The following is a 21,266-nucleotide window of genomic DNA, read 5'->3' as shown; positions in this document are numbered from 1 at the left end:
CGGCCAGTTTGCGTGTCGTGAGGCCAGTGTGCCGAGCAGTGAAGATCGAGGATGGCACACGAGTCTGTATCGACGAGCGCCGTCGTTTTGAGCGTGCGTATGTGGCGATCCGAGCGGTGTTGGTAGTGTTTCGATGCCGTTTCGCGGTCGAAGAATGTGGCATCGATGGCACCGTGCGAGCCCGGATCGCAGATGGTCGCGGACTCCCGAAGGAAACCGCGCCACACCGACATGGGCACCCTCTCAAACGACCGGTACAGCGTTGAGGGTGCGGGAAATGCCGTCCGCGACAGCTGTAACAGACCACGAACGCGATCCATCTCACTCGCCCAATCAACGATCTCGCGGTACGTCGCATCCATGTGAACCCGTAAAAAGTGGAGCGTGACATGCTTCCAGCCGGGAAATCCGTGGCCAGTCGGATCACTCACCGCCGTTGGACTGGCGGCACAGTGCTTTTGAGCCAGCGACGCGGCTTGCTTAACGAAGCGGAAGAGGAGTTTGGACACATTCGACTCTTCCGCTTCGCTTCCACCTTCAGAGCGATGCTATCCTGCTGCCTTCTGCGGATTCAACAGAGCAGTTTCGTCGGTCATAACCGAATTATATGGATACTACCAAGAATAATAGTAGATCGCAAGGTTTTGGATGTATAACAGTGTATTCCACATCGAGTTCCAATATTCCAGACTATTTGAAAAATCGATCGAAATAGATGAAAAATAGAACATTACATGGGTATATAATATTAATATGGATGTCTACCTCAAAATTTTTGTATATTGTCTTGTGTATCTGAATTAATGGTGTAGACAACCGTTTCGAGAGTATACAGACGACCACCTCCTGATGAAGAAAGATCGTGGATGCCTATTTTATAAGGTATCTCCAACGAAAACGCCGCCAGGCCGGTCGCGTTAACTTTGGCGTGAATTGTGGTAGACTGCGACGGCTTCGAGCCAATTTTGAGCTGTCTCAATCGCGACATTGCTGAAACTATTCTCAAACGATGATGTTCGTCGTTCTATTTCCCAAAGACACGTTTGATAGCATTCCGATTTCTATGACGAATGACTTGAAATCGATAGCCGTCTTCAGCGAGAACGGATCCGAGATAGTCTGCGTCATCGACGAGAAATGCCACGGTATCGAGCTGATAGCGCCGGTGTAGCTCGGTTAGAAACCATCGCGTCGTCTGTTTATTTGTGGTCGGATAGAGACTCACGTGAAGGATTTCGTTCGTAAACGGATCAACCGCGCCGTACAGCCAGAACTTCTGGCCGTGGAGGCGGATCATCTTTTCGTCAACCGCGAGTTGATCCTCTGAGACGGTCGAGATCGGCTGTAGATCGGTTTTATGAACCCAGTTATGGATAGTGACGTGACTCCAATCGATCCCAAACCTTTCGAGATGCTTCCTTACCTCCCGCAGTGACATACCGGCCAAATGACAGCGGATCCCTACTTCAATCGCCCAGCGCGTCGTCCGATCTCGCTCCACAAACGACAAGTCAATCCACGCGATACGTTCGCTGAGGCGCTCGGTTTCGGTCATAGACACTCTGAAGTCGAGCGCCTCACCCTCTAACTTAACGCGACTGCCAGGCCGGCGGCAAGACTTTTGTCGTCGTTTTTTGTATTTCGCCCATGCCCACCCCGACGACCGCGGAGACGCGACCAGCTCCAGGGACGTCGAAAGACGAGATCGAGACGCCGGCGCTGTTGGTCAACCTCGACACGATGGAAGCGAACGTCCGGGAGTACGTCTCGTTCGCGGAGGCGAACGACGTCCGACTCCGTTCGCACGTCAAGACACACAAGAACGCCGAACTCGCCAAGCGACAGAGCGAGTATGGAGGTGACAGCGGGATCGTCTGTCAGACCCTCAGTGAGGTCGAAGTCATGGCGAGGAACGGCATTGACGACATCTATCTCTCGTATATGGCCGTCGGCCGACGGAAACTCGAGCGGCTCGTATGGTTGTCCGAGAAACTCGATCGATTCGCCACGACCGTCGACGGGCCAGGAAACGTCGAACCGCTCCAGGAGGCCGCGGCGGAGCGGGGTGAGGACATCGATGTGATCCTGGAGGTTGACGTCGGATTACACCGCACGGGCGTCGCACCGGGCGAACCTGCGCTGGAGACGGCACGGTTCGTGCGCGAGCAGCCGAATCTGAACTTCCAAGGGCTTCTCGCCTACGAGGCCCACGTCAAATCCGAAGCTGAGACGCAAGCGGAGTACGAGACGTACTGTGCGGAGGCAATGGATCGTGTACAGGAGACGGTTGACCTGCTGGAATCCGAGGGTATCTCCGTCCCGGAAGTGAAAGTGGGCGGGACGGCCACCTCGAGATACAGTGGACGACATCCGGTCGTCACCGAGATCAATCCGGGAATGTATCCGTTTATGGACGTGGGTGAACTCGAACATCGACCGTTCGAAGTCGATCGGACCGACTGCGCGGCGACCGTCGTCTCGAGCGTGATATCCACCCCTAGCGAGGACCGTGCGGTCGTCGACGCCGGGAGCAAAACGCTCTCGATGGACACGTCGCAACTGCCCGTGCCCAGATACCGTGACGACATCGAATACGTGAACGCGTCCGAGGAGCACGGCTGGCTCGACACCGCCGACGTCGATGGGTCACTCGCGGTCGGGGATCGAATCGAGTTCATTGTTCCCCACGTCTGTACGACTGTCAATCTCCACGACATGATCATCGGCGTGCGGGACGGCCGTGTCGAGGAATTCTGGCCCGTTCAAGCACGTGGAAAAGTGAAATAATGTAACCATCGACGACGAACCCAGCTATTTCCTGATCGTGGTCCCCGGTCGTGCGTCAGTCACCTCGCCATCCCGGACGACGAAGGTGCCGTCGACCATGACGTGAGGAATCCCGGTCGGGAACCGTCGCGGGTTCTCGAACGTCGCCCGATTCTCCACGGTGACCGGATCGAACACGACCAGGTCGGCATCCATTCCCGGCCGGAGAACACCCTTCCGGTCGAGCCCCATCGCACGCGCTGGCAGTGACGTCATCTTCCTGACGGCCTCTTCCAAGGAGAGGTGGTTCTCCTCACGGACGTACGTTCCCAGAACGCGGGGATAAGTCCCGTATGTTCGGGGATGTGGATACGCGCCGAACAGCCCGTCGGTGGCGATGCCGACCCGTTCGTTCACCATGATGTCGCGCACGTCGGACTCGGTGACCGTGTGGAGGATCATGGCCGGTGACAGTTCCTCGTCGAGGAGGATATCACAGACGGTGAAGACGGGATTCTGATCACGGTCCGAGGCGATGTCGGCGACGGACTCGCCCTCGTATTCATGCCATGCCTCGGTGTCGAGATTGCGGACGACGATATTCTCCCACCCGGAGCGAGCGCCTTGGTTCTCCCAGCTGTCGATTCGCCACTCCTCGATGTCGCGGCGGATCCGTTCTCTGGCCGTCTCGTTTCGAAGGACATCGAGTACGTGGTCGGGTCCTTCCGCGTGAACCCACGGCGGGAGAACCGCGGAAAGGAGGGTGTTTCCGGCCGTGTAGGGGTACTGCTCGGCCGTGATATCGACGCCCCGTTCACGGGCAGTCTCGACGAGTTCCGTCGCTCGTTCGGCCTTTCCGTGTTGTTCGGTGCCGGAGACCTTGAAGTGTGAGAGGTGAAGCGGAACGTTCTCGTGGGCACCGATGTCGACGAACTCGTCGAGCGCCTCCCAGATCCACCGTCCCTCGCTCCGGATGTGTGCGACGAACGGCCGCCCGTACGGCTCGAGTTCGGCGGCGAGACGCTGCGTCTCCTCCGTCGATGCGTTCACCTGTGGCGAGTACACGAGACCGGTCGAGAAGCCGACCGCCCCGTCTTCGAGCGCATCAGCGACGAGCGACGCCATCTCCTCGAGTTCGTCGTCGGTGGGGGCGCGGTCGGCCATCCCGAGCACGTCGAACCGAACGGTTCCGTGCCCCACGAGTGTGGCCACGTTGGGCGCGATGCCGTTCTCTTCGACGGCGTCGAGGTAATCGATGATGCTTCCCCAAGTCCACTCGATGTCGACGTCACCGGCGAGTCCCGAGAGGTGCCGTGCCCACTGGTCGGCACCGCCGTCGCGATACATCGGGGCCATCGAGAACCCGTCCTGACCCAGTATCTCGGTGGTGATCCCCTGTCTGAGTTTGGGTGTGAGCGTCGGATCCTCGAACAGTTCCAGGTCCGAATGTGAATGCGTATCGATGAACCCCGGACACACCACCTTTCCCTCCAGATCGATGGACTGATTCGCCGCGACGTCGACGTCTCCACGGATCACGTCCGTTATTCGACCATCGTCGATAGTCAGGGTACCGCGGAACCACGGTGCGCCCGTCCCGTCGACGACCCGAGCGTTCTCGAGAAGTACGTCGTTCGTCATCGATCTACCCTCCCGGTTCGAACAGGCATGGCCATACGGACGCACGGAGAGTAGGACACCTAACACCACTACCTCACATCCACGGGTGTCGGCCGGTCCGGCATCGATGACACACCCCTGACCATGATAGGTCCCGGCTTTAATCGGGAGTAGTCGGGAGGAAGGGACATGTCAAACGAGACAGTTTTGCTCGGTGGTTTCGCTCACGAGACGAACACGTTCGCGAGCGGGAGAACCGGTCGGTCGTTGTTCCAGGAGCGTCGGGAGTACTTCGGGGAAGAGATCTCCGAACGGATGGGAGGAACCAACACCTGTGAGGGGGGCGCAATGGAGGTCGCGGAGAAGGAAGGAGTCGATCTCCGGTACACCGTGTCCGCGTCGGCGACGCCCAGCGGCGTCGTCGCGTCGGACGCCTACGACTTCTACACCGGGCAGATCCTGGACGGCGTCGAAGAACACGCCGACGAACTGGACGGGATCTGTCTCTGTCTTCACGGGGCGATGGTTCCGGAGGGGATGGACGACGGCGAGGGGCCGCTGGTGGCCGCGGTCCGCGAACGGGTCGGTCCCGACGTCCCGATCGCCGTGACTCTCGACCTCCACGGCAACAACACCGACCAGCTCGTGGAGGAGGCGGACGTCCTGGTCGCCTACGAGGAGTATCCACACACAGACATGGGCGACACCGGCCGCCGCGCGATGCGGTACCTCACGGGAACGATGCGTGGCGAGATCGATCCGACGATGGCCATCGAACGCCCGCCGGTCCTCCCCTTCGGTCCCAAACAGAACACGCGTGAGGGGCCGATGGCCGAGGTGATGGAGCTCGCGCGGGAGTACGAGGAGCGCGACGGGGTGGTGAAGGTGAACGTGTTCCCCGGCTTCCATCAGGCGGACGTCCCGTCGATGGGGTTTTCGATCCCCGTCGTGACCGACGACGACCTCGATCTCGCCCGCGAGATATCCCGCGAACTGGCCGCACACGTCTGGGAGCGTCGGGAGGACTTCGTCGGCGATTATCCCGAACCCGCCGAAGCGGTCGCGGAGGCGCAGCGGCTCCTCGACGGGCTCGGTGAGGACGCCGGTCCGGTCGTGATGGCCGACGTCGGCGACAACCCCGGCGGCGGCGGGGCCGCGGACGGAACCACCGTTCTCCGGGAGATGATCGATCAGGGGCTGACGAACGCCGGATTCGCCATCATTCGCGATCCGGAAGTAGTCGACGCCTGCGTCGAGGCGGGCGTCGGAGAACGGGTGACCGTCGATCTCGGGGGGAAGACCGACGACAAACACGGCGACCCGATCGCGGACCTTGACGGCTATGTGAAGACGATCACCGACGGGGAGTTCCACAACACCGGACCGATGGGTACCGGGAGCGAGAACCACCTCGGTACGGGGGTCCATCTCCAGTGCGGCCGGGACGACGGCGTATCCGTGATCGTCACCGAGAACCGCATGCAGCCGTTGGATGCCGAGATCTGGCGACATGTGGGGATCCAGCCCGAGCGGCTCGACGTGTTGACCGTCAAGAGCACCAACCACTTCCGGGCGGATTACGAGCCGATGTCGAGCGAGGTCATCCCGATCAACAGCATCGGACAGGTCCCGATGGACCCGCGGAAGTACGAATTCGACCGGATCCGCCGGCCACAGTTCCCGCTCGACGAGATGGACGACGGGTCCTATCCCGACTGGGAATGAAGTGACCCGCCGGTAACCACGTCCGACGATCCGATGGTGACGATTCGGGCGGATCGCCGGTCAAAGGAGGACCGCCCCGTGGGGTGGTCCCGGATCGACTCACCTCAGTAAGCCGTGACGTCCGATTCGGGATCGGAGTCCTGCGTTTCCTCGAGAGGGACCGCTCGGTGCGGCTCCTCTTTCACGTCATCCGGAACCGAGTCCATCGATCGGAGTTCCGACTCATAGGCCGTGGCGTCGTCGTCCTCGTAGTAGGCGTGACAGGCGACCTCGCGCTTCGAGCCGGGTTCGCCCTCGACCTCGATCGGTCGGAGGCCGGGGTCCACGTGGTCACAGATCGCCTCCCGCTCCGGACATCGACCCTTGAACCGACAACCGCTCGGCAGGTCGATCGGATCGGGGATCGACCCTCGGATCTCGACGTGCTCGCGTTCCCGGAACGGATCGGGTTCGGGAGCGGCCCCGATCAACGCCTTGGCGTAGGGATGAACCGGGTTACTGATTATCCGCTCCGTCTCTCCGGATTCGATGATCCGTCCCAGGTACATGATCCCGATCCGGTCACACACCTGTCGGAGCAACGAGAGGTCGTGGCTGATGAAGAGGATCGTCAGGTCGAGCTCCTCGTTCAGCCGCTGGAGCAGGCCGAGGACGCCGGCACGGATCGAGACGTCCAGCATCGACACCGGCTCGTCGGCCAGCAGGAAGTCGGGTTCGAGCACGAGCGCGCGAGCGATAGCGACCCGTTGGCGCTCGCCGCCGGAGAGCTGATGTGGATAGCTCTCGAACCACGTCTCCGGCGGCGTGAGCTCCGCCCGCTCGAGCGCCTGGACGACCCGTTCGTACCGCTCCTCCCCGTCGCCGATCCCGTGGATCTTCAGCGGTTCGACCACCGCGTCGTACACCGTCATCCGCGGGTTCAGGCTCTCGAAGGGGTCCTGGAAGATGATCTGGACGTCCCGACGGAACTGCTGAAGTTCCGATCCAGTGATGTCAGTCACGTCACGGCCGCGGAACCGGATGGTTCCCGCCGTCGAGTCGAGCAGACGGATGAGCGTCTTGCCGGCCGTCGTCTTTCCACAGCCCGATTCGCCCGCGAGGCCGACGATCTCTCCCTTCTCGATCCGGAGATCGATCCCGTCGACTGCGCGGACCTGTTCCTGTCCGCCGAACAGCCCGCCCAGGAGTCCCTGTTCGGTATTGAAGTACTTCTTCAACCCCTCACACTCCATGATGTACTCGGGGTCGTCACCGTCGGCGGTGGACGACTCCTCAGTCATCGCCGACACCTCCGGAGGTGGCGGCGTCGGTTCCCGTCCGGCTCCACGTCTCCCGGTCCTTCGACTCCTCGCGCATCCGTTCGATCGAGTCGTGATGGTAACACGCCGACGCGTGGTCCTCGCCGACCGTCTCCAGTGGCGGGTGATCGGTCCCGCACTCGCTGGTGGCGAAGGGGCACCGATCCATGAACCGACAGCCGTCGGGCAGGTCTGCGATGTCCGGCGGGCTTCCCGGGATGCTGATGAGATCCGACTGGTCGCCGCGAAGCGTGGGGAAGGCGTTCTGTAATCCCAGTGTATACGGGTTGTACGGATTGTCAAAGATCTCCTTGAGGTTGCCGTACTCCATTAGCTTCCCCGAATACATCACGCCGAGACGATTACAGGTCTCCGCAATGACGCTGATGTCGTGGGAAATGATGATGACGGAGATTCCGAGGTCGTCGCGCAGTTCTTTTAACCGCTTGAGGATCTGGTCTTGAACGATGACGTCGAGCGCCGTGGTCGGCTCGTCGGCGATAATGAGGTCAGGATCAAGCGCCAGCGACATCGCGATGTACGCCCGCTGTTTCATCCCGCCGGAGAACTGGTGTGGGTAGTCATCCATGCGATCCGGATCGAGCCCCACCACCTCGAACAACTCCGCCACTCGCTCGCGCGCCTCGTCGGTGGAGACATCCCGATGGGCCTGGATCGCTTCGACGATCTGGTTGGATATCCGGTGAACCGGATTGAGCGCGTTCATCGCGCCCTGACTGATGAGCGAGAAATGCTCCCAGCGGAGCGAATCGAGTTCGCGTTTCGACAGTTCAGTCAATTCGACCCCGCGGAATCGAATGGAGCCGGAGGAAACGCGGCCGTTGCTCGGAAGCAGGCTCAGTATCGCCTGTGCGACCGTACTCTTTCCACAGCCGGATTCCCCGACCAGACCGAAGATCTCGTTCTCGTCGACCGAGAAGCTGATCTCGTCGACTGCGGTGAGGTCGCCGCCGCTCGTCGAGTAGGTCACGACGGCGTCCTCGACGGCCAGTAACGGTGCGTCGTCGTCGAAGTCGAAGGTTGCTGTTGCTTGTTTCATCTTATTTTTCCTGTAGCTGCGGGTTGACGACTTCTTCGTATCCGCGACCGACGAGGTACGCGCCCATCACGACTAGCGTGATCGAGAGCCCCGGTGGGATCGTCCACCACCAGGCCTGCCCGAACGATTGGGTCACGAACGCCCGTTGGAGCATCACGCCCCACGAGGGGACGGACGGGTCGCCGAACCCGAGGAACGCCACGCTCGCCTGCGCGACGATGGAGTACCCCACCGCGATGGCGGCGTACAGCGCCGACAGCGGGATAACGTTCGGAAGGATGTGGACCGTCATGATGCGGAAGTCTGAGGCACCAGCGGCCTCAGCTGCCTCGACATACGGACGCTCCCGGACGGTCAACACCTCCGACCGGATCACCCGGGCGGTCGAGAGCCAGTACAACAGGGCGACGCCGAAGATGATGTTCCAGACGCTCGCGCCGAACACCGTCGCCAGCACGATGACGAATGGAATGAACGGAAGCCCGTAGAGAATGTCCACGAGCCGCATCACGACCTCGTCGATCCAGCCGCCGTAGTAGCCGGCAACGATGCCGACGGTCGTCCCGATCACGGCCACCATGAACGCACCCAATATGCCGACGAACATCGCGATACGCGATCCCAAAAGCAACTGTGAGAGTACGTCGTATCCCGAGTCCGTCGTTCCGAGCGGATGTGCGAGCGACGGCGGTTGGAGCGATGCCCATGAGCCGTCGAGCATGTATATCCGCTCGTACGGACCATACGGGATGATGTACGGCGAGATCACCGCGAGCACGAGATAGAAGAGGATGATCAGGAGTCCCGCCACCGCCATTCGGGATTGAACGAACAGCTGCGCTTGTTCACGGCTCGATCGCTTGAGGTTCTGGAGGAACCGACGCCATCCCTGCTTGGTTCTCGTCGAGTCGACCACGGCCCTTCCGCCCGTATCCGTTTCTTCGCTCATGTTAGCTTTCACCCAGACTGACCCGCGGATCGAGGTACGTATACGCGATGTCCGCGACGAAGTTCATCGTGATGACGATCACCGACAGCAGAGCGAACGCGGCCTGTGCGACGGGGTAATCACTTCGAAGCGACGCCTGAACCATCTCGCGACCCAGTCCGGGCCACGAGTAGACGGTCTCGATCAACACCTGCCCGCCCACCGCGAAGCCGATCGCGATCGCGAACGCCGTCACCACCGGAAGGATGGCGTTGCGTGCCGCGTGGACGAACAGGACCCGTCGACTGGTGAGTCCCTTGGCACGCGCCGTGTCGATATAACTCTCGGAGAGGACCTCTAGGAGGTTGTTCCGCATCAACAACAGCGGCAGTCCCGTGTAGTACGTACACAGCGTGAACACCGGCAATGCCACGTGATACAGGAAGTCCGTGCTGAGGAACTTCTCCGCCATCGTGGTGTAACTCGCGCCCGTGCCCCGCATCCCACCGATCGGGAAGAGACCCAGCTGGAACGAGAACACGTAGAGAACGACCATCCCTGTCCAGAATACCGGCATCGAGCGGACGAACAGCACGACCACCATCCCGGCACGTTCCTTCGTCGTGCCCCGGAGCCATCCGAGCTGTGCGCCGAGATACGTGCCGACGGTGTACGAGATGACGAACGCCGTCAGCATCAGGCTCATCGTGTTCACGAATCGGTCGAAGATGAGCGACGACACCGAGCTTCCGTAGTAGAACGACTGGCCGAAGTCGAGCTGGACCACGTTCACCATGTACCGAAGGTACTGCCGCCAGAGGGGATCGTTCAACCCGTACTGTTCGATGATGGCCTGTCGTGCCGCCTGGCTCATCCGGGGGTTCGTGAACGCCGACATCGGACCGCCAGGAACCTGCCTGAAGAGGAAAAACAGGATCGTGATGACGACGAAGATCGAGAGCACCATCAACGCGAGCCGTCGAGCGATGTATCGTTTGTTAACCATGTGTAATGGGGAGGATTAATAGCGGATCTGATGGTCGTCGTCGGATCGACGACGTCACTTCCCGGTCATTCCTTCCGGGTAGTGGATGTTCCCGTCACTGTCCCACACGTAACCGGCGTCCGCGAGGATCGTCGTCGCTCCCTCGATCCCGCCGTCGAAGAACGTCGTGTCCTCGTTGTGCCAGAACGACAGCGAGGGGTTGATGAACGTGTGTGCCTCCTGTCCGAAGCCGTCGAACGCCTCGTTGATGATGGTCTGCTGTGAGTCGTTGACCACCGCGTTGAACGCCTGGCGCATCGGTACGTGGTCGAACGGTGGGCGCTGGCAGTTGACCCACGCCGACTGTCGCCCGGTTCCGAGCGTCTCGACGGAGCTCAGGAAGTCGTTCTCCTCAACGGCCCCCGCGAGCTGTTCGGTGTCGCCGAACCAGAAGTCGAGCAGGTCGTAGTCGCCGTTGAGCAACGCCTCGTACTCGGCGTCGGTGGTCGACAGCGGCCGCTGGACCCGCATGTCGATGTTCGGCGCCATGAAGTGGTCGTCGAACGACGGCATCTCGAACCGCGACCCCTGGTCCCACGTTCCCCACTGGAACGGTCCGGAGCCGACGACGGGTCTGTCGTCGGTGATCGAGATCCGCCAGGGCTGTTCCGTGGTTCCCGTCTCCTCCATCAGCTGTGTCCAGTAGTGTTCGGGGAGGATCGGGACGATCCCCGCGGTGGTCTTGATGAACGGAACGTACGGCTCCTCGAGGGTGAACGTCACCGTGTAGTCGCCGTCCTGCTCGACGCTGTCGACGACCTGAACGACGTTGTTGAGGTACGCCGGCGGCTCCTTATCCAACATCATCTGGTAGGTCCAGACGACGTCGCTGGCGGTGACCGGCTCCCCGTCGTGGAACGTCATCCCCTCCCGGAGCTGGAAGGTGACCGTGGTGTCGTCCTCCCACTCCCACTCCGTCGCCGCCCACGGCTGGGCCTCGAGCTCCGGCCCCGTCCGGATGAGCATGTCGTGCATGAACCGCGTGGGAACCCAGTTCCGACTCGGACCGATGGCGTTGGCGTTGAGGGGGTTGAGCTGGTCGGAGGGGTCCCAGTTGTTGGTGACGATGGTGTTCCCCTCCTCGTTTTTTGGCTCGATCTGGGTGTAGTTCCAGATGTTGCGCAGCCCCGTGTCCGTCACGACGACCGAGTCCTCCTCGAACCGGTCGCTTCGGAACGCGTAGTAGTACTCGTTGAACAGGAACTGGTTCTCGGGACGCTGCTCGCCGATGATGTCCTGTGCCTGGCGAACGAGTTCCTGTCTGGCCTCCCGGTCCGTCTCCTGTCGCTGCTCGTAGGCGATCTCGTCGTACTCCTCGCTGGAGAACCCCGTCCAGTTCTCGGACCCGTCCGACGCGAACCGCGTGACGATGATGCTGTCCGGCTCGCCGTTGTTCGCGGTCCACCGGTAGGTGACCATGTCGTACTCGCCCGCCTGCTCGCGGGAGCTGACCACGGTCGCCTCCACCGGATCCGTCACCGTCGGGATCCCCATCTCGTCGGTGAGACGTTGGTCGACGAGCCGGTTCGCCTGGTAGCGCCCGGGATTGTACTGTTCGGTGTACGCCAGGTGGATCACGTCGTCCATCATCCGCTCCTCGGGGAGGTCCTCCTCCACCACCCGGGCATCGGATCCGTCACCGCCACCCGATCCGCCGCCTCCGTCGGTCGTGGTGGTTTGCTCTCCTGAACACCCAGCGATGGTCACACTACCGATGGCCGCCCCGGCGGCACCCATCTTCCGCATGAAACTACGTCGGTTGGTAGTCATACACAAGCTCAATGCTAACTTCCGGGGTTATAGTCACCACCAAACTATGGAGGGTGCCGAGTCGATTCCGAGTTTTTCGAACACATCACCCTACGAGCGTACAAAAATAGTCCTAGCACATCCGGCTCGGATCGCTCGTGAGAGTTCTTTTTACAACTCGACGGTTGGGTCACTTACGGGAGATACGCGTTCAGGATAGTGAGATTGGTACTCAGGTCCTCGACCGCCTCGTTGTGGTCGTCCAAGGCGTTGCGAGCACGCTTAAACGGTGGCTGTGGGTCCTGTTCGATCGATCCCGGATCACTCGACTCCAGTTCCGAGAGGTTCGTCTCGATCCTATCGAGCGCGGTGGTCATCGTGTCGTAGAATTCTCGGAGGTGTTCGTTGTGTGCTTCCAGCTTTTTGATCGTCTGCTCCCGGTGGCGGACCGCCTGATCCACGGTGAAGAACTCGGTTCGTTCGATCAGCTGATCGATGTTCCCCTCCTCGGCGTCGAGTTCCTCGGCCAGTTCCTCGAGCGCCGCGCGTTCGTCGGCGATGGCCTCCCGTGTTCGAGGAAACGACTCCGTCTCGCCGGCCTCGTACGCCTCGAACTCCTCGCGGAACGTCGACTGACGGACCTCGTCGCGATCCCCGACCGTTTTGGCAGCGTCGAGTATGTCCCGTAGTCCCATACGCCCATCGCTATTGATGTACGCCTTTCAATGTACGCTTTCGTGCGAAGAGTTTACCCGTCTCAACCCGACATCTCGGACCATGAGCTTCCGTGTCACGAACCCACGTAGTGGCGTCTTGCCGCGGTCGACGACGGATTCGAACCGGTCCGCCGAGATCACGATCGATCGGGAGTTTTCTCCCACAAGAGGTCTCAGGACCCGTCAACGGGCCGTCGAACCGGGCGGCGTCCGTTCCGGCGTTTCCTCCAGAAGCGACGACGAGGGTGGAACGTGACTCGGAGCGATCCCGGAGACGGGGATGCGTCCGAATCCGAGGATATCAAGCCTCCAACCGAGTTGCGTGATCCCCTTCCCCGTGACCGGATCCGGAACCACCTCGACGTCACGCCACAGCAGTGGTACGTGCTCGAGACGTTCCTTCTGGTCGCTCCGTATCCCGTATTTGCCCTCGTGTACTTCACGCTCGACGTCAACGAGACGGCGTTCCTCGTCGTCACGCTCCTCTACTCGATCGTCGCGACGTACGTCGGACTGCTCTCGTAGAGGAATTCGATCTACCCCCCCGACCCCGCAGCACGAATTGCCGGGGATCCGTCTCGGCTCGAACTCGCCGGTTTCGGAGCGTCCGTACCCGTACTTGGACGGTGGCACACTTTACCCATCGGTCCCCGAGAGTTCACCTGATGAGCTATGAATATGTGTTTCGAAACGGGCGGATCGTGGACGGGACCGGCTCGCCGTGGTACCGCGGGGACGTTGCCGTCGCCGACGGTCGAATCACCGCGGTCGGGACGGTCGAGGGTGAAGGGGACACCGAGGTGGACCTCGACGGCGACGTCGTTGCGCCTGGATTCATCGACGTCCACACCCACTCCGACTTCACGCTCCCGGCGAACCGTGACGCCCACAGCAAAGTCCGACAGGGCGTGACGCTCGAGATCGTCGGGAACTGCGGGACGAGCGCAGCCCCGAGATACGGGGCGGCCGCCCGCTCCGTCGACGACTGGTTCGAGAGCAACGGACTCGGGGACGCCGTCGACCCCGGCGAGTGGGACTCGATGGCCGACTACCTCGAGTACCTCGCGGCGGACGGGCTCTCGCTCAACGTCGGGTCGCTCGTCGGCCACGGGAACGTCCGCGCGGCCGTCGTCGGCCACGAGGACCGCGCCCCCTCGCCCGACGAGCTCGACGAGATGTGCGACCTCGTCGCCGAGGCGATGGCGGACGGCGCGGTCGGACTCTCCACCGGCCTCTTCTACCCGCCTGGATGTTACGCGGACGTCGACGAGGTCGTCGAACTCGCCGAGGTCGCGGCAAACCACGGGGGCTTCTACGCCACCCACATGCGCTCCGAGAGCGACGACCTCATCGAGAGCGTCGAGGAGACGATCGAGATCGGCCGCCGGGCGGAGGTCCCGGTACAGGTGTCCCACCACAAGGCCATCGGACCCGACAACTGGGGCAAGGTCAGGGCCACCCTCCGCCGGATGGAGCTCGTTCGCCAGCGGGAGGGGATCGACGTCCAGTGTGACCAGTACCCGTACGTCGCGTCCTCGACGAGCCTCGGGGCGCTCCTCCCCAACTGGGCCCACGACGGGGGTGACGACGCGCTCCTTGAGCGGCTTCGTGACCCCGAGACCCGAGCCCGGATCCGTGACGACCTGAAGGCCGACCGCACGAGTGACTGGGACGGTATCCTCGTAACGGGGGTCCAGAACCCCGACCTGAAGACGTGTGAGGGGAAGACGATCGCCGAACTCGCATCCCAGGACGGCGAGGAACGCCAACCCGCCGAGATCCTCCTCGACGTCGTCCTCGAGGACAGGAACCGGACCATGCACGTCAACTTCGGCATGGACGAGACCGACATCCGAACGGTGATGCGCCACGATCTCACCATGGTCGGTAGCGACGGCTCCTCGCTCTGCCAGTCTGGCCCACTCGGGGAGGGCGTCCCACACCCGCGCAACTACGGGACGTTCCCCCGCGTGCTCGGCCACTACGTCCGTGAGGAGGGAGTGATCCCGCTCGAGCGCGCCGTCCACAAGATGACGGGCATGCCCGCCTCGCGGCTGGGGCTCGACGACCGCGGCGTGGTGAAGCGGGACGCCCGCGCCGACCTGACGGTGTTCGACCCCGAGACCGTCGAGCAGACCGGGGACTTCCTCGATCCCGCCGCGTACCCCGCCGGCGTGGAACACGTCCTCGTCAACGGGGAGTTCGTCGTCCGCGACGGCGACCACACCGGCGCGCGGCCCGGAGACGTGATCGGCGCATGAGTGCCACGATCACTGCCGTCGAGACGATCCCGGTGTCGGTGCCGGTGGAGACTTCCTACGAGACGAGCCTCTCTGTCGCGACCGGCGGGCAGGATTCGTACGATCACGTCCTCGTCCGTGTCGAGATCGACGCCGGCGTCACAGGTGTCGGTGAGGTCGCGCCGCTATCGACGTGGCCACACGGACTGACACAGCGCGCGGTCGTGGACTTGATCGAAGACCGTCTCGCGCCGCTTCTCGAGGGGGAGCCGCTCCACCGCATCCCGCGGCTTGTCGATCGGGCGGAACGGACGCTCTCAGGAGAGCCGTTCCCGATCAGCGGCGTTGACATCGCGCTGTACGACGCGTTAGGGAAGCTACGCGACCTCCCGGTGTACGATCTGCTCGGCGGCGCACCCGACGACGATCCCACGATCCCTCTCCACTACTCCATCGGCATCCGTCCGCCGGAGGAGGTCCGCAAGCTCGCGGTCGAGGGGCGCGAGGAGGGGTTCACGGCGTTCAAGGTGAAGGTTGGGGGACGGGACTTCGAGGCCGAACGGAAGGCGATCGCGGCGATCGCCGACGCGGTGCCCGACGCGGGGATCCGCGTCGACGCCAACCAGGGGTGGTCGGCTGCGGAGGCGGTGCGTCGCGTCCCCATCCTCGACGAGGCTGCCGGCGGGCTCGTCCTGATCGAACAGCCGGTACCCTACGACGACGTCGCAGGGCTCCGGCGGGTACGGGAGTCGACGGGGGTGCCGGTATTGGCCGACGAGGCTTGTTTTTCCCCGTCGGACGTGGCCGATCTCGCGGGAAGGGATGCCTGTGACATCGTCAACATCAAGCTCGCGAAAACCGGCGGGCTCTCGCGTGCGCACGACGTCGCGACGGTCGCGAGCGCGTATGGACTCCCCTGTTTCATGGGAACGATGCTCGAACTCGGGGTCGGGATGGCCGCCAACGCCCATTTCGCAGCGTCGTCGCCGGCGATCCCCTATCCATCCGGTGCCCTGAACGTCCACGCGGCGTCGACGCTCATCGAGAATCCGGCTGCGTGGGACGCCTCGGGAGGCCGCTTCACGGTCCCGAGCGATCCGGGCCTCGGAGTGACGTTGGATGATTCGGCGGTCGAACGGTACCGGACCGATTGAACCCCACCCGACCTGAACCCAGGGCCATCGAGGACCCATCATGGAAGGTTGTAGGGTTTTGCTTGAACGGGAGAACGATCCCGTATCCGATGAATCTTCGAGACACGTTCGACATCCCGGTTCCCACCATCGTACTCGCGGAGGGGGAGTTCGGGAGCAAAGGCGGCAAGACGGCAAACGGGATCGTCACACACAGCGAGGTGTTCGACGTCCGTGCGGTAGTCGATTCGGGGACTGCGGGGCAGACCCCGGCCGAAGTCCTCGAGAAACGCGACGCACCCGACGTCCCGATCGTGGAATGTGTGGAGGACGCTCTCGACATAGCTCCGGAAGCCGAAGCACTCGCCATCGGCGTCGCGCCGGCGGGTGGACAACTCCCGGACGCGTGGGTCGGAGACATCGAAGACGCCCTTCGTGCCGGCTGTGACGTCGTGAGCGGACTCCACTATTTCCTCGGTGACGACGAATACTGGTCGAGGCTGGCCGACGAGCACGACGCCCGCATCCTCGACGTACGGAAACCCCCTGGAGAGGATACACTCCGCGTCGGGGACGGATCGGTCGACGACATCGATGCCGACGTGGTTCTCACGCTCGGAACCGACTGTGCGGTCGGCAAGCGCACGACGACGTTCGAACTCTATCAGGCGGCCAGCGAAGCGGGCCTCGACGCCGGCTGGGTCGCCACCGGACAGACCGGCATCATGGTCGGCGCACACGAAGGGGTCGTGGTCGACCGCGTCCCTGCCGACTTCACGGGCGGCGTCGTCGAGGACATGGTGAAGTCGGTGGGAGCGGAGCACGACCTCGTCTTCGTCGAGGGCCAAGCGTCGCTCACCCATCGTGCGTACTCCAGCGTCACGCTCGGGGTCCTACACGGAGCGTGGCCTGACGCGGTCGTCCTCGCCGACGACCCAGATCGAATCCGACGGACACACTTCGATCGGTTTCGAATCGATGGAGTCGAGAAAGAGGCAGACCTCGTCGAAACTCTCTCTGACGCCACCATCGCCGGAGTCTCGACCTGGGGGGATCCCGAAACGGAGCGCGACCGTCACGAGTACCCGGTCGCGAACGTCTACGACGAGGGCGGTGCGAAGGAGCTCCTCGGCGCGGTTCGGGACGCCCTGGAACCGGAGGCTTCGACCGGAACGACGGGAGGTGGGGCGTGAGTAGAATCGTCGACCTCGCCGTGGAACCGCTCGATCTCCCCCTCTCCGAGCCGTTCGAGATCTCGCTCGGCATTCAACACGAGGCCTCGAACGTGCTCGTCACGGTCGAGACCGAAGAAGGGGTGAGGGGGTACGGAGAGGGTTCTCCACTTCCACCGGTGACCGGCGAGACGCGCGAGGCGGCGGTCGCAACGGCACGTGCCGCTGCGGACGTCGTCGAGGATCGTCCCGTCGGCGAGTACCGAAGCGTCGTGACGGATCTGCGGAACACGTTTCCCGGAGCCGTTTCGGCGACGTTCGCGGTCGAAACGGCCATTCTCGACGCATTCTGCCGTGAGCGGGATATCGCGCTCTCGGAGTTGTTCGGCGGCACGCCCTCTCCCGTCGAGACGGACATGACGATCCCCATCGTCGAGCCGGCGGCCGCCAAGAGACGAGCCAAGGAGGCAGTCGATCAGGGATACGAACACCTGAAGATCAAGACGGGAACCGATCTCGACGCGGACATCGACCGAGTGACTGCGATACGGGAGGCCGCGCCGGACGCCGCGCTGAAGGTCGACGCCAACCAGGGGTGGAGTCCAAAGGAAACGGCACTGTTCGCGGATCGCGTCATTCAATGTGGGATACACCTCGAGCTGATCGAACAGCCGGTTCCGGCAAGCGACTTCGCGGGCCTCGCGGACGCACGTCGTCGCATCGACGTCCCCATCGCAGCCGATGAAACCGTCTTTACACCCCAGGACGCGGTCCGAGTCGTCCGGGAGGAGGCAGCAGACATCATCAACGTCAAGCTAGGGAAGTCCGGCCCGCTCGCAGTCGCGGAGATCGCCGCCATCGCGAACGGTGCGGACCTCGATCTGATGGTCGGCTGTATGTTGGAGAGTTCGATCGGCATCCACACCAGCGCCCACGTCGTTGCCGGACTGGGAGCGTTCTCGTACGTCGATCTCGACGGAAATCGACTGTTGGCGGAGGACGTCGTCGATAGCGATGAGGGTCCGATACACGACATCGACGGCCCGGGACACGGCGTAACTCCCGATCGGTAACCGACGGCAGCCACCCCCTCGCTCCCCGAAACTTATTGTACGACAGGTATCTGTTGTCGGTATGGCATCCGACCCCGCACGCATCCGAGACGACTTCCCGATACTGGACCGGGAGATCGACGACGAGCCGCTCGTCTACCTCGACAACGCCGCGACGACGCAGACGCCGACCCAGGTGTACGACGTGTTCCGCGAGTACTACGAGGAGTACAACGCCAACGTCCACCGCGGGATACACGGGCTGAGCCACGAGGCGTCGGTCGCCTACGAGGAGGCACACGAGCGGATCGCCGAGTTCGTCGGCGCGAGCGGCGGGCTCGAGGAGATCGTGTTCACCAAGAACGCCACGGAAGCGGTGAACCTCGTGGCCTACGGCTTCGGCATGGAGGAGTTCGAACCCGGAGACAACGTGGTCGTCACCGAGATGGAACACCACGCCTCGCTCGTCACCTGGCAGCAGGTCGCCCGCCGAACCGGCGCGGAGATCCGGTACGTCCGCGTCGACGAGGAGGGCCACCTCGACATGGAGCACGCCGCCGAGTTGATCGACGACGACACTCGTATGCTGTCGGTGGCGCACGTCTCGAACGTCCTCGGTACGCTGAACCCTGTCGCCGAACTCGCCGACCTCGCACACGATCACGGCGCGCTCGTCTTCGTCGACGGGGCGCAGTCGGTGCCGAACCGCCCGGTCGACGTGGAGGCGCTCGATGCCGACTTCCTCGGCTTCTCGGGCCACAAGATGGCCGGGCCGACCGGGATCGGCGTGCTCTACGGGAAGCGGCACCTCCTCGAGGAGATGGAGCCGTTCCTCTACGGCGGCGAGATGATCCGCCACGTCACCTTCGAGGGATCGACGTGGAACCGACCGCCTTGGAAGTTCGAGGCCGGGACGCCCCCGATAGCCGAGGGGATCGCGCTCGCGGCCGCCGCCGACTACCTCGACGACATCGGGATGGAGACCGTCGCCGCCCACGAGAACGACCTCGCCCAGTACGCGATGCGGCGGCTGAAGGAACGTGACGACGTGGCGGTCTACGGCGTCCCGCGCGGCGAGGAGCGTTCCGGGCTCGTCGCCTTCAACGTCGACGGCGTTCACGGCCACGACCTCTCCTCCGTGTTGAACGACCGCGGGATCGCCGTCCGCGCCGGCGACCACTGTACGCAGCCGCTCCACGACCGCCTCGACGTCCCTGGCTCCGTTCGGGCCTCGTTTTACGTCTACAACACGGAGCGCGAGGTCGACGCCCTGATCGACGCGCTGGAGAACGCCCGGGAGCGCCGCGACGACCTCGTCGCGTCGGACCGCTTTCACGACCGCTTCGCGGACCACTACCACGCGCCGCGGAACGCGGGCGCGATCGCCGACCCGACGTTCACGAAGCACTCGGCCGAGACCTCCTGTGGCGACGACGGCGAGTTCTTCGTCGAGATCGACGACGACGGGACCGTCGCGGACATCGGCTTCGAGAGCGAGAGCTGTGCCGTGAGCACCGCGGTCGCGAGCATGGTCTCGGAGGCGCTCCGTGGCGAGCCGATCGAGCGCGCGCTCGAGGCCGAGGAGATCGTCGAGGGACTCGTCGAGGGCCGCTACCCGGACCTGCGCCGCGACTGCGTCCGCGGCCCCGGCGAGGTGATAGCCGAGGCGGCCCGCGACCACCTCGACGCGCGGCGTCCGGCGACCGCCCGGACGGACTGACCGGCGGAGCGGGTCGGTCCCGACGGTCAGCGCTCCCCGTCCACCAGCCGCGCGCCCGCGGGGTGGGTGTGACAGACCGCGGGGTCGTAGCCGGCGTCGGAGAGGCCGGTTCCGAGCGCGAAGACGGTGCGGCCGAGCATCGCCATCGCCGCGGAGCCGCCCTCGCGCTCGGCGTCGCCGCCCTCCGCGTCGCCGGCACGGTCCGCCGCCTCGATCGCCTCGGCGACCTCGGGGACGAGGAGGTCCGCCCGCTCCGCGAACTCGCGTGAGGCGTCCATCAGGGTGGGAAGCCGCGGGTCCGCTCGGAGTCGCGAGAGCGCCCGCTCGCCGGCTTCAGTGAGCGCGTCGGTGTCGCCGGCGAGCACCTCCTCGGTCGACAGCTCGCCGAAGGTGACGTACTCGACGCGGGCGTGCGCGGGGACCCCGTCGAGCTCCCCGTGACCCGGCGCGCCCGGTTCCAGTCGGATCGGGATCCCGCCTCGGGCCTGCGCGACCACGTCGCCGAGCCCGGTTCCGCGTTCGACCTCGGCCGCGTGGGCGATACGGACGAGATCGTTCTCGGAGCGACCTCGATCCGCGACGGCGTTGGCGGCGAAGGCGGTCCCCAGCGCCGCCGCCCCCGAGACGCCGAATCCCGCCCCGATCGGGAGGTCCGTCTCGAGTTCGACCCGCGCCCGAACGTCGAGCGCGGCGAGCACGTCCGCGACCGCGCCGATCGAGGCCGGTTCGCCGTCGAGCGTGATCGGTGCGATCGCGTCGTCGCCGACCGCGGCCGGGCCGTCGCCGGCGGCGGACGCGTCGGTGGCGGACGCGCCGCCGGCGGCGAACGCCCCGATATCGTCGGTCGGTTCGACCGTCACGTCGACCCCGTCGGAGAGGGTGAGTCCGGCACCGCGCGAGCCCGCGGCGGCCGGGTCCTCGGCCGGGTGTGCGCTGAAGAAGGCGGTGACGTGGCCGGGGACGAACGCGGTCGCCCGCTTCCCGTTCATGTGATCCTCGCACGCGAAGCGCCCGATTAACCGTTGTTATCCGTGGCGGTCCG

The 21,266-nt window shown here is 63.7% G+C and carries 17 protein-coding genes and 2 pseudogenes; 9 read left to right on the top strand and 10 right to left on the bottom strand.

Going from position 1 to position 21,266, the window contains the following annotated elements:
- Both FN829_RS16070 and FN829_RS13970 read right to left on the bottom strand, forming a co-directional pair.
- Positions 1 to 509: pseudogene (locus FN829_RS16070) on the bottom strand (IS5/IS1182 family transposase); the annotation flags it as partial.
- Positions 510 to 917: 408 nt separating this feature from the next.
- Positions 918 to 1,555, bottom strand: a pseudogene (locus tag FN829_RS13970) (IS6 family transposase).
- A 92-nt stretch (positions 1,556 to 1,647) separates the two neighbouring features.
- On the opposite strand from FN829_RS13970, the gene FN829_RS13965 reads away from it, so the two are divergent.
- A complete protein-coding gene (locus tag FN829_RS13965) occupies positions 1,648 to 2,787 on the top strand; it encodes an alanine racemase (RefSeq protein WP_142987573.1) in 1,140 nt (379 codons plus the stop codon).
- Positions 2,788 to 2,811: 24 nt separating this feature from the next.
- Here the strand turns inward: FN829_RS13965 and FN829_RS13960 are convergent, their stop codons facing one another.
- The gene (locus FN829_RS13960; RefSeq protein ID WP_142987572.1) at positions 2,812 to 4,407 is read right to left on the bottom strand and encodes an N-acyl-D-amino-acid deacylase family protein; all 1,596 of its coding nucleotides are present in this window, start codon (positions 4,405 to 4,407) and stop codon (positions 2,812 to 2,814) included.
- Between the two features lie 168 nt (positions 4,408 to 4,575).
- On the opposite strand from FN829_RS13960, the gene FN829_RS13955 reads away from it, so the two are divergent.
- Positions 4,576 to 6,111: a M81 family metallopeptidase gene (locus FN829_RS13955; RefSeq protein WP_142987571.1), complete on the top strand. Its 1,536-nt coding sequence runs from the start codon at positions 4,576 to 4,578 to the stop codon at positions 6,109 to 6,111.
- 104 nt (positions 6,112 to 6,215) lie between these two features.
- On the opposite strand, the gene FN829_RS13950 is transcribed toward FN829_RS13955, so the two are convergent.
- The 6 genes from FN829_RS13950 to FN829_RS13925 form a co-directional block, all read right to left on the bottom strand.
- Positions 6,216 to 7,391: an ABC transporter ATP-binding protein gene (locus tag FN829_RS13950; RefSeq protein ID WP_142987570.1), complete on the bottom strand. Its 1,176-nt coding sequence runs from the start codon at positions 7,389 to 7,391 to the stop codon at positions 6,216 to 6,218.
- Positions 7,384 to 8,469: an ABC transporter ATP-binding protein gene (locus tag FN829_RS13945; protein ID WP_142987569.1), complete on the bottom strand. Its 1,086-nt coding sequence runs from the start codon at positions 8,467 to 8,469 to the stop codon at positions 7,384 to 7,386. Before FN829_RS13945 ends, FN829_RS13950 begins: the two co-directional genes overlap by 8 nt.
- A gap of 1 nt (position 8,470) precedes the next feature.
- Positions 8,471 to 9,418, bottom strand: coding sequence for an ABC transporter permease (locus FN829_RS13940; RefSeq protein WP_142987568.1), 948 nt, complete (start codon positions 9,416 to 9,418; stop codon positions 8,471 to 8,473).
- Position 9,419: 1 nt separating this feature from the next.
- The gene (locus tag FN829_RS13935; RefSeq protein ID WP_142987567.1) at positions 9,420 to 10,403 is read right to left on the bottom strand and encodes an ABC transporter permease; all 984 of its coding nucleotides are present in this window, start codon (positions 10,401 to 10,403) and stop codon (positions 9,420 to 9,422) included.
- 54 nt (positions 10,404 to 10,457) lie between these two features.
- Complete coding sequence (locus FN829_RS13930; RefSeq protein ID WP_142987566.1) at positions 10,458 to 12,212, bottom strand: ABC transporter substrate-binding protein; 1,755 nt, start codon at positions 12,210 to 12,212, stop codon at positions 10,458 to 10,460.
- Between the two features lie 173 nt (positions 12,213 to 12,385).
- On the bottom strand, positions 12,386 to 12,886 hold the full coding sequence (locus FN829_RS13925) for a hypothetical protein (RefSeq protein ID WP_142987565.1): 501 nt from the start codon (positions 12,884 to 12,886) through the stop codon (positions 12,386 to 12,388).
- Between the two features lie 82 nt (positions 12,887 to 12,968).
- On the opposite strand from FN829_RS13925, the gene FN829_RS15990 reads away from it, so the two are divergent.
- The 7 genes from FN829_RS15990 (at position 12,969) to FN829_RS13895 (ending at position 20,224) form a co-directional block, all read left to right on the top strand.
- Positions 12,969 to 13,163 (top strand): hypothetical protein, encoded by a 195-nt coding sequence (locus FN829_RS15990; protein ID WP_185955772.1) that lies wholly within the window; start codon positions 12,969 to 12,971, stop codon positions 13,161 to 13,163.
- A complete protein-coding gene (locus tag FN829_RS13920; protein WP_142987564.1) occupies positions 13,160 to 13,432 on the top strand; it encodes a hypothetical protein in 273 nt (90 codons plus the stop codon). Before FN829_RS15990 ends, FN829_RS13920 begins: the two co-directional genes overlap by 4 nt.
- 140 nt (positions 13,433 to 13,572) lie before the next feature.
- The gene (locus tag FN829_RS13915; RefSeq protein WP_185955771.1) at positions 13,573 to 15,168 is read left to right on the top strand and encodes an N-acyl-D-amino-acid deacylase family protein; all 1,596 of its coding nucleotides are present in this window, start codon (positions 13,573 to 13,575) and stop codon (positions 15,166 to 15,168) included.
- Positions 15,165 to 16,301, top strand: coding sequence for a mandelate racemase/muconate lactonizing enzyme family protein (locus FN829_RS13910; protein ID WP_142987563.1), 1,137 nt, complete (start codon positions 15,165 to 15,167; stop codon positions 16,299 to 16,301). Before FN829_RS13915 ends, FN829_RS13910 begins: the two co-directional genes overlap by 4 nt.
- Before the next feature lie 89 nt (positions 16,302 to 16,390).
- Positions 16,391 to 17,473, top strand: coding sequence for a DUF1611 domain-containing protein (locus FN829_RS13905; protein ID WP_142987562.1), 1,083 nt, complete (start codon positions 16,391 to 16,393; stop codon positions 17,471 to 17,473).
- Entirely contained in the window at positions 17,470 to 18,525 is a 1,056-nt protein-coding gene (locus FN829_RS13900) for a dipeptide epimerase (protein WP_142987561.1), read from the top strand. Before FN829_RS13905 ends, FN829_RS13900 begins: the two co-directional genes overlap by 4 nt.
- A 61-nt stretch (positions 18,526 to 18,586) precedes the next feature.
- Positions 18,587 to 20,224, top strand: coding sequence for a SufS family cysteine desulfurase (locus FN829_RS13895; protein ID WP_142987560.1), 1,638 nt, complete (start codon positions 18,587 to 18,589; stop codon positions 20,222 to 20,224).
- 26 nt (positions 20,225 to 20,250) lie between these two features.
- Here FN829_RS13895 and FN829_RS13890 read toward each other — a convergent pair whose 3' ends face one another.
- Positions 20,251 to 21,213, bottom strand: a complete 963-nt coding sequence (locus FN829_RS13890; protein WP_142987559.1) for a pantoate kinase — start codon at positions 21,211 to 21,213, stop codon at positions 20,251 to 20,253.
- Positions 21,214 to 21,266: the final 53 nt, after the last annotated feature.

It is taken from the genome of Halorubrum cibi (assembly GCF_900182635.1).
GTDB classification, from domain to species: domain Archaea; phylum Halobacteriota; class Halobacteria; order Halobacteriales; family Haloferacaceae; genus Halorubrum; species Halorubrum cibi.
This window is presented reverse-complemented; position numbering and strand designations above follow the sequence as displayed.

Coding starts and splice junctions, on each gene's coding strand:
- FN829_RS13965 (WP_142987573.1), top strand. CDS start 1,648: ATGCCCACCCCGACGACCGCGGAGACGCGACCAGCTCCAGGGACGTCG.
- FN829_RS13960 (WP_142987572.1), bottom strand. CDS start 4,407: ATGACGAACGACGTACTTCTCGAGAACGCTCGGGTCGTCGACGGGACG.
- FN829_RS13955 (WP_142987571.1), top strand. CDS start 4,576: ATGTCAAACGAGACAGTTTTGCTCGGTGGTTTCGCTCACGAGACGAAC.
- FN829_RS13950 (WP_142987570.1), bottom strand. CDS start 7,391: ATGACTGAGGAGTCGTCCACCGCCGACGGTGACGACCCCGAGTACATC.
- FN829_RS13945 (WP_142987569.1), bottom strand. CDS start 8,469: ATGAAACAAGCAACAGCAACCTTCGACTTCGACGACGACGCACCGTTA.
- FN829_RS13940 (WP_142987568.1), bottom strand. CDS start 9,418: ATGAGCGAAGAAACGGATACGGGCGGAAGGGCCGTGGTCGACTCGACG.
- FN829_RS13935 (WP_142987567.1), bottom strand. CDS start 10,403: ATGGTTAACAAACGATACATCGCTCGACGGCTCGCGTTGATGGTGCTC.
- FN829_RS13930 (WP_142987566.1), bottom strand. CDS start 12,212: ATGACTACCAACCGACGTAGTTTCATGCGGAAGATGGGTGCCGCCGGG.
- FN829_RS13925 (WP_142987565.1), bottom strand. CDS start 12,886: ATGGGACTACGGGACATACTCGACGCTGCCAAAACGGTCGGGGATCGC.
- FN829_RS15990 (WP_185955772.1), top strand. CDS start 12,969: ATGAGCTTCCGTGTCACGAACCCACGTAGTGGCGTCTTGCCGCGGTCG.
- FN829_RS13915 (WP_185955771.1), top strand. CDS start 13,573: ATGAGCTATGAATATGTGTTTCGAAACGGGCGGATCGTGGACGGGACC.
- FN829_RS13910 (WP_142987563.1), top strand. CDS start 15,165: ATGAGTGCCACGATCACTGCCGTCGAGACGATCCCGGTGTCGGTGCCG.
- FN829_RS13905 (WP_142987562.1), top strand. CDS start 16,391: ATGAATCTTCGAGACACGTTCGACATCCCGGTTCCCACCATCGTACTC.
- FN829_RS13895 (WP_142987560.1), top strand. CDS start 18,587: ATGGCATCCGACCCCGCACGCATCCGAGACGACTTCCCGATACTGGAC.
- FN829_RS13890 (WP_142987559.1), bottom strand. CDS start 21,213: ATGAACGGGAAGCGGGCGACCGCGTTCGTCCCCGGCCACGTCACCGCC.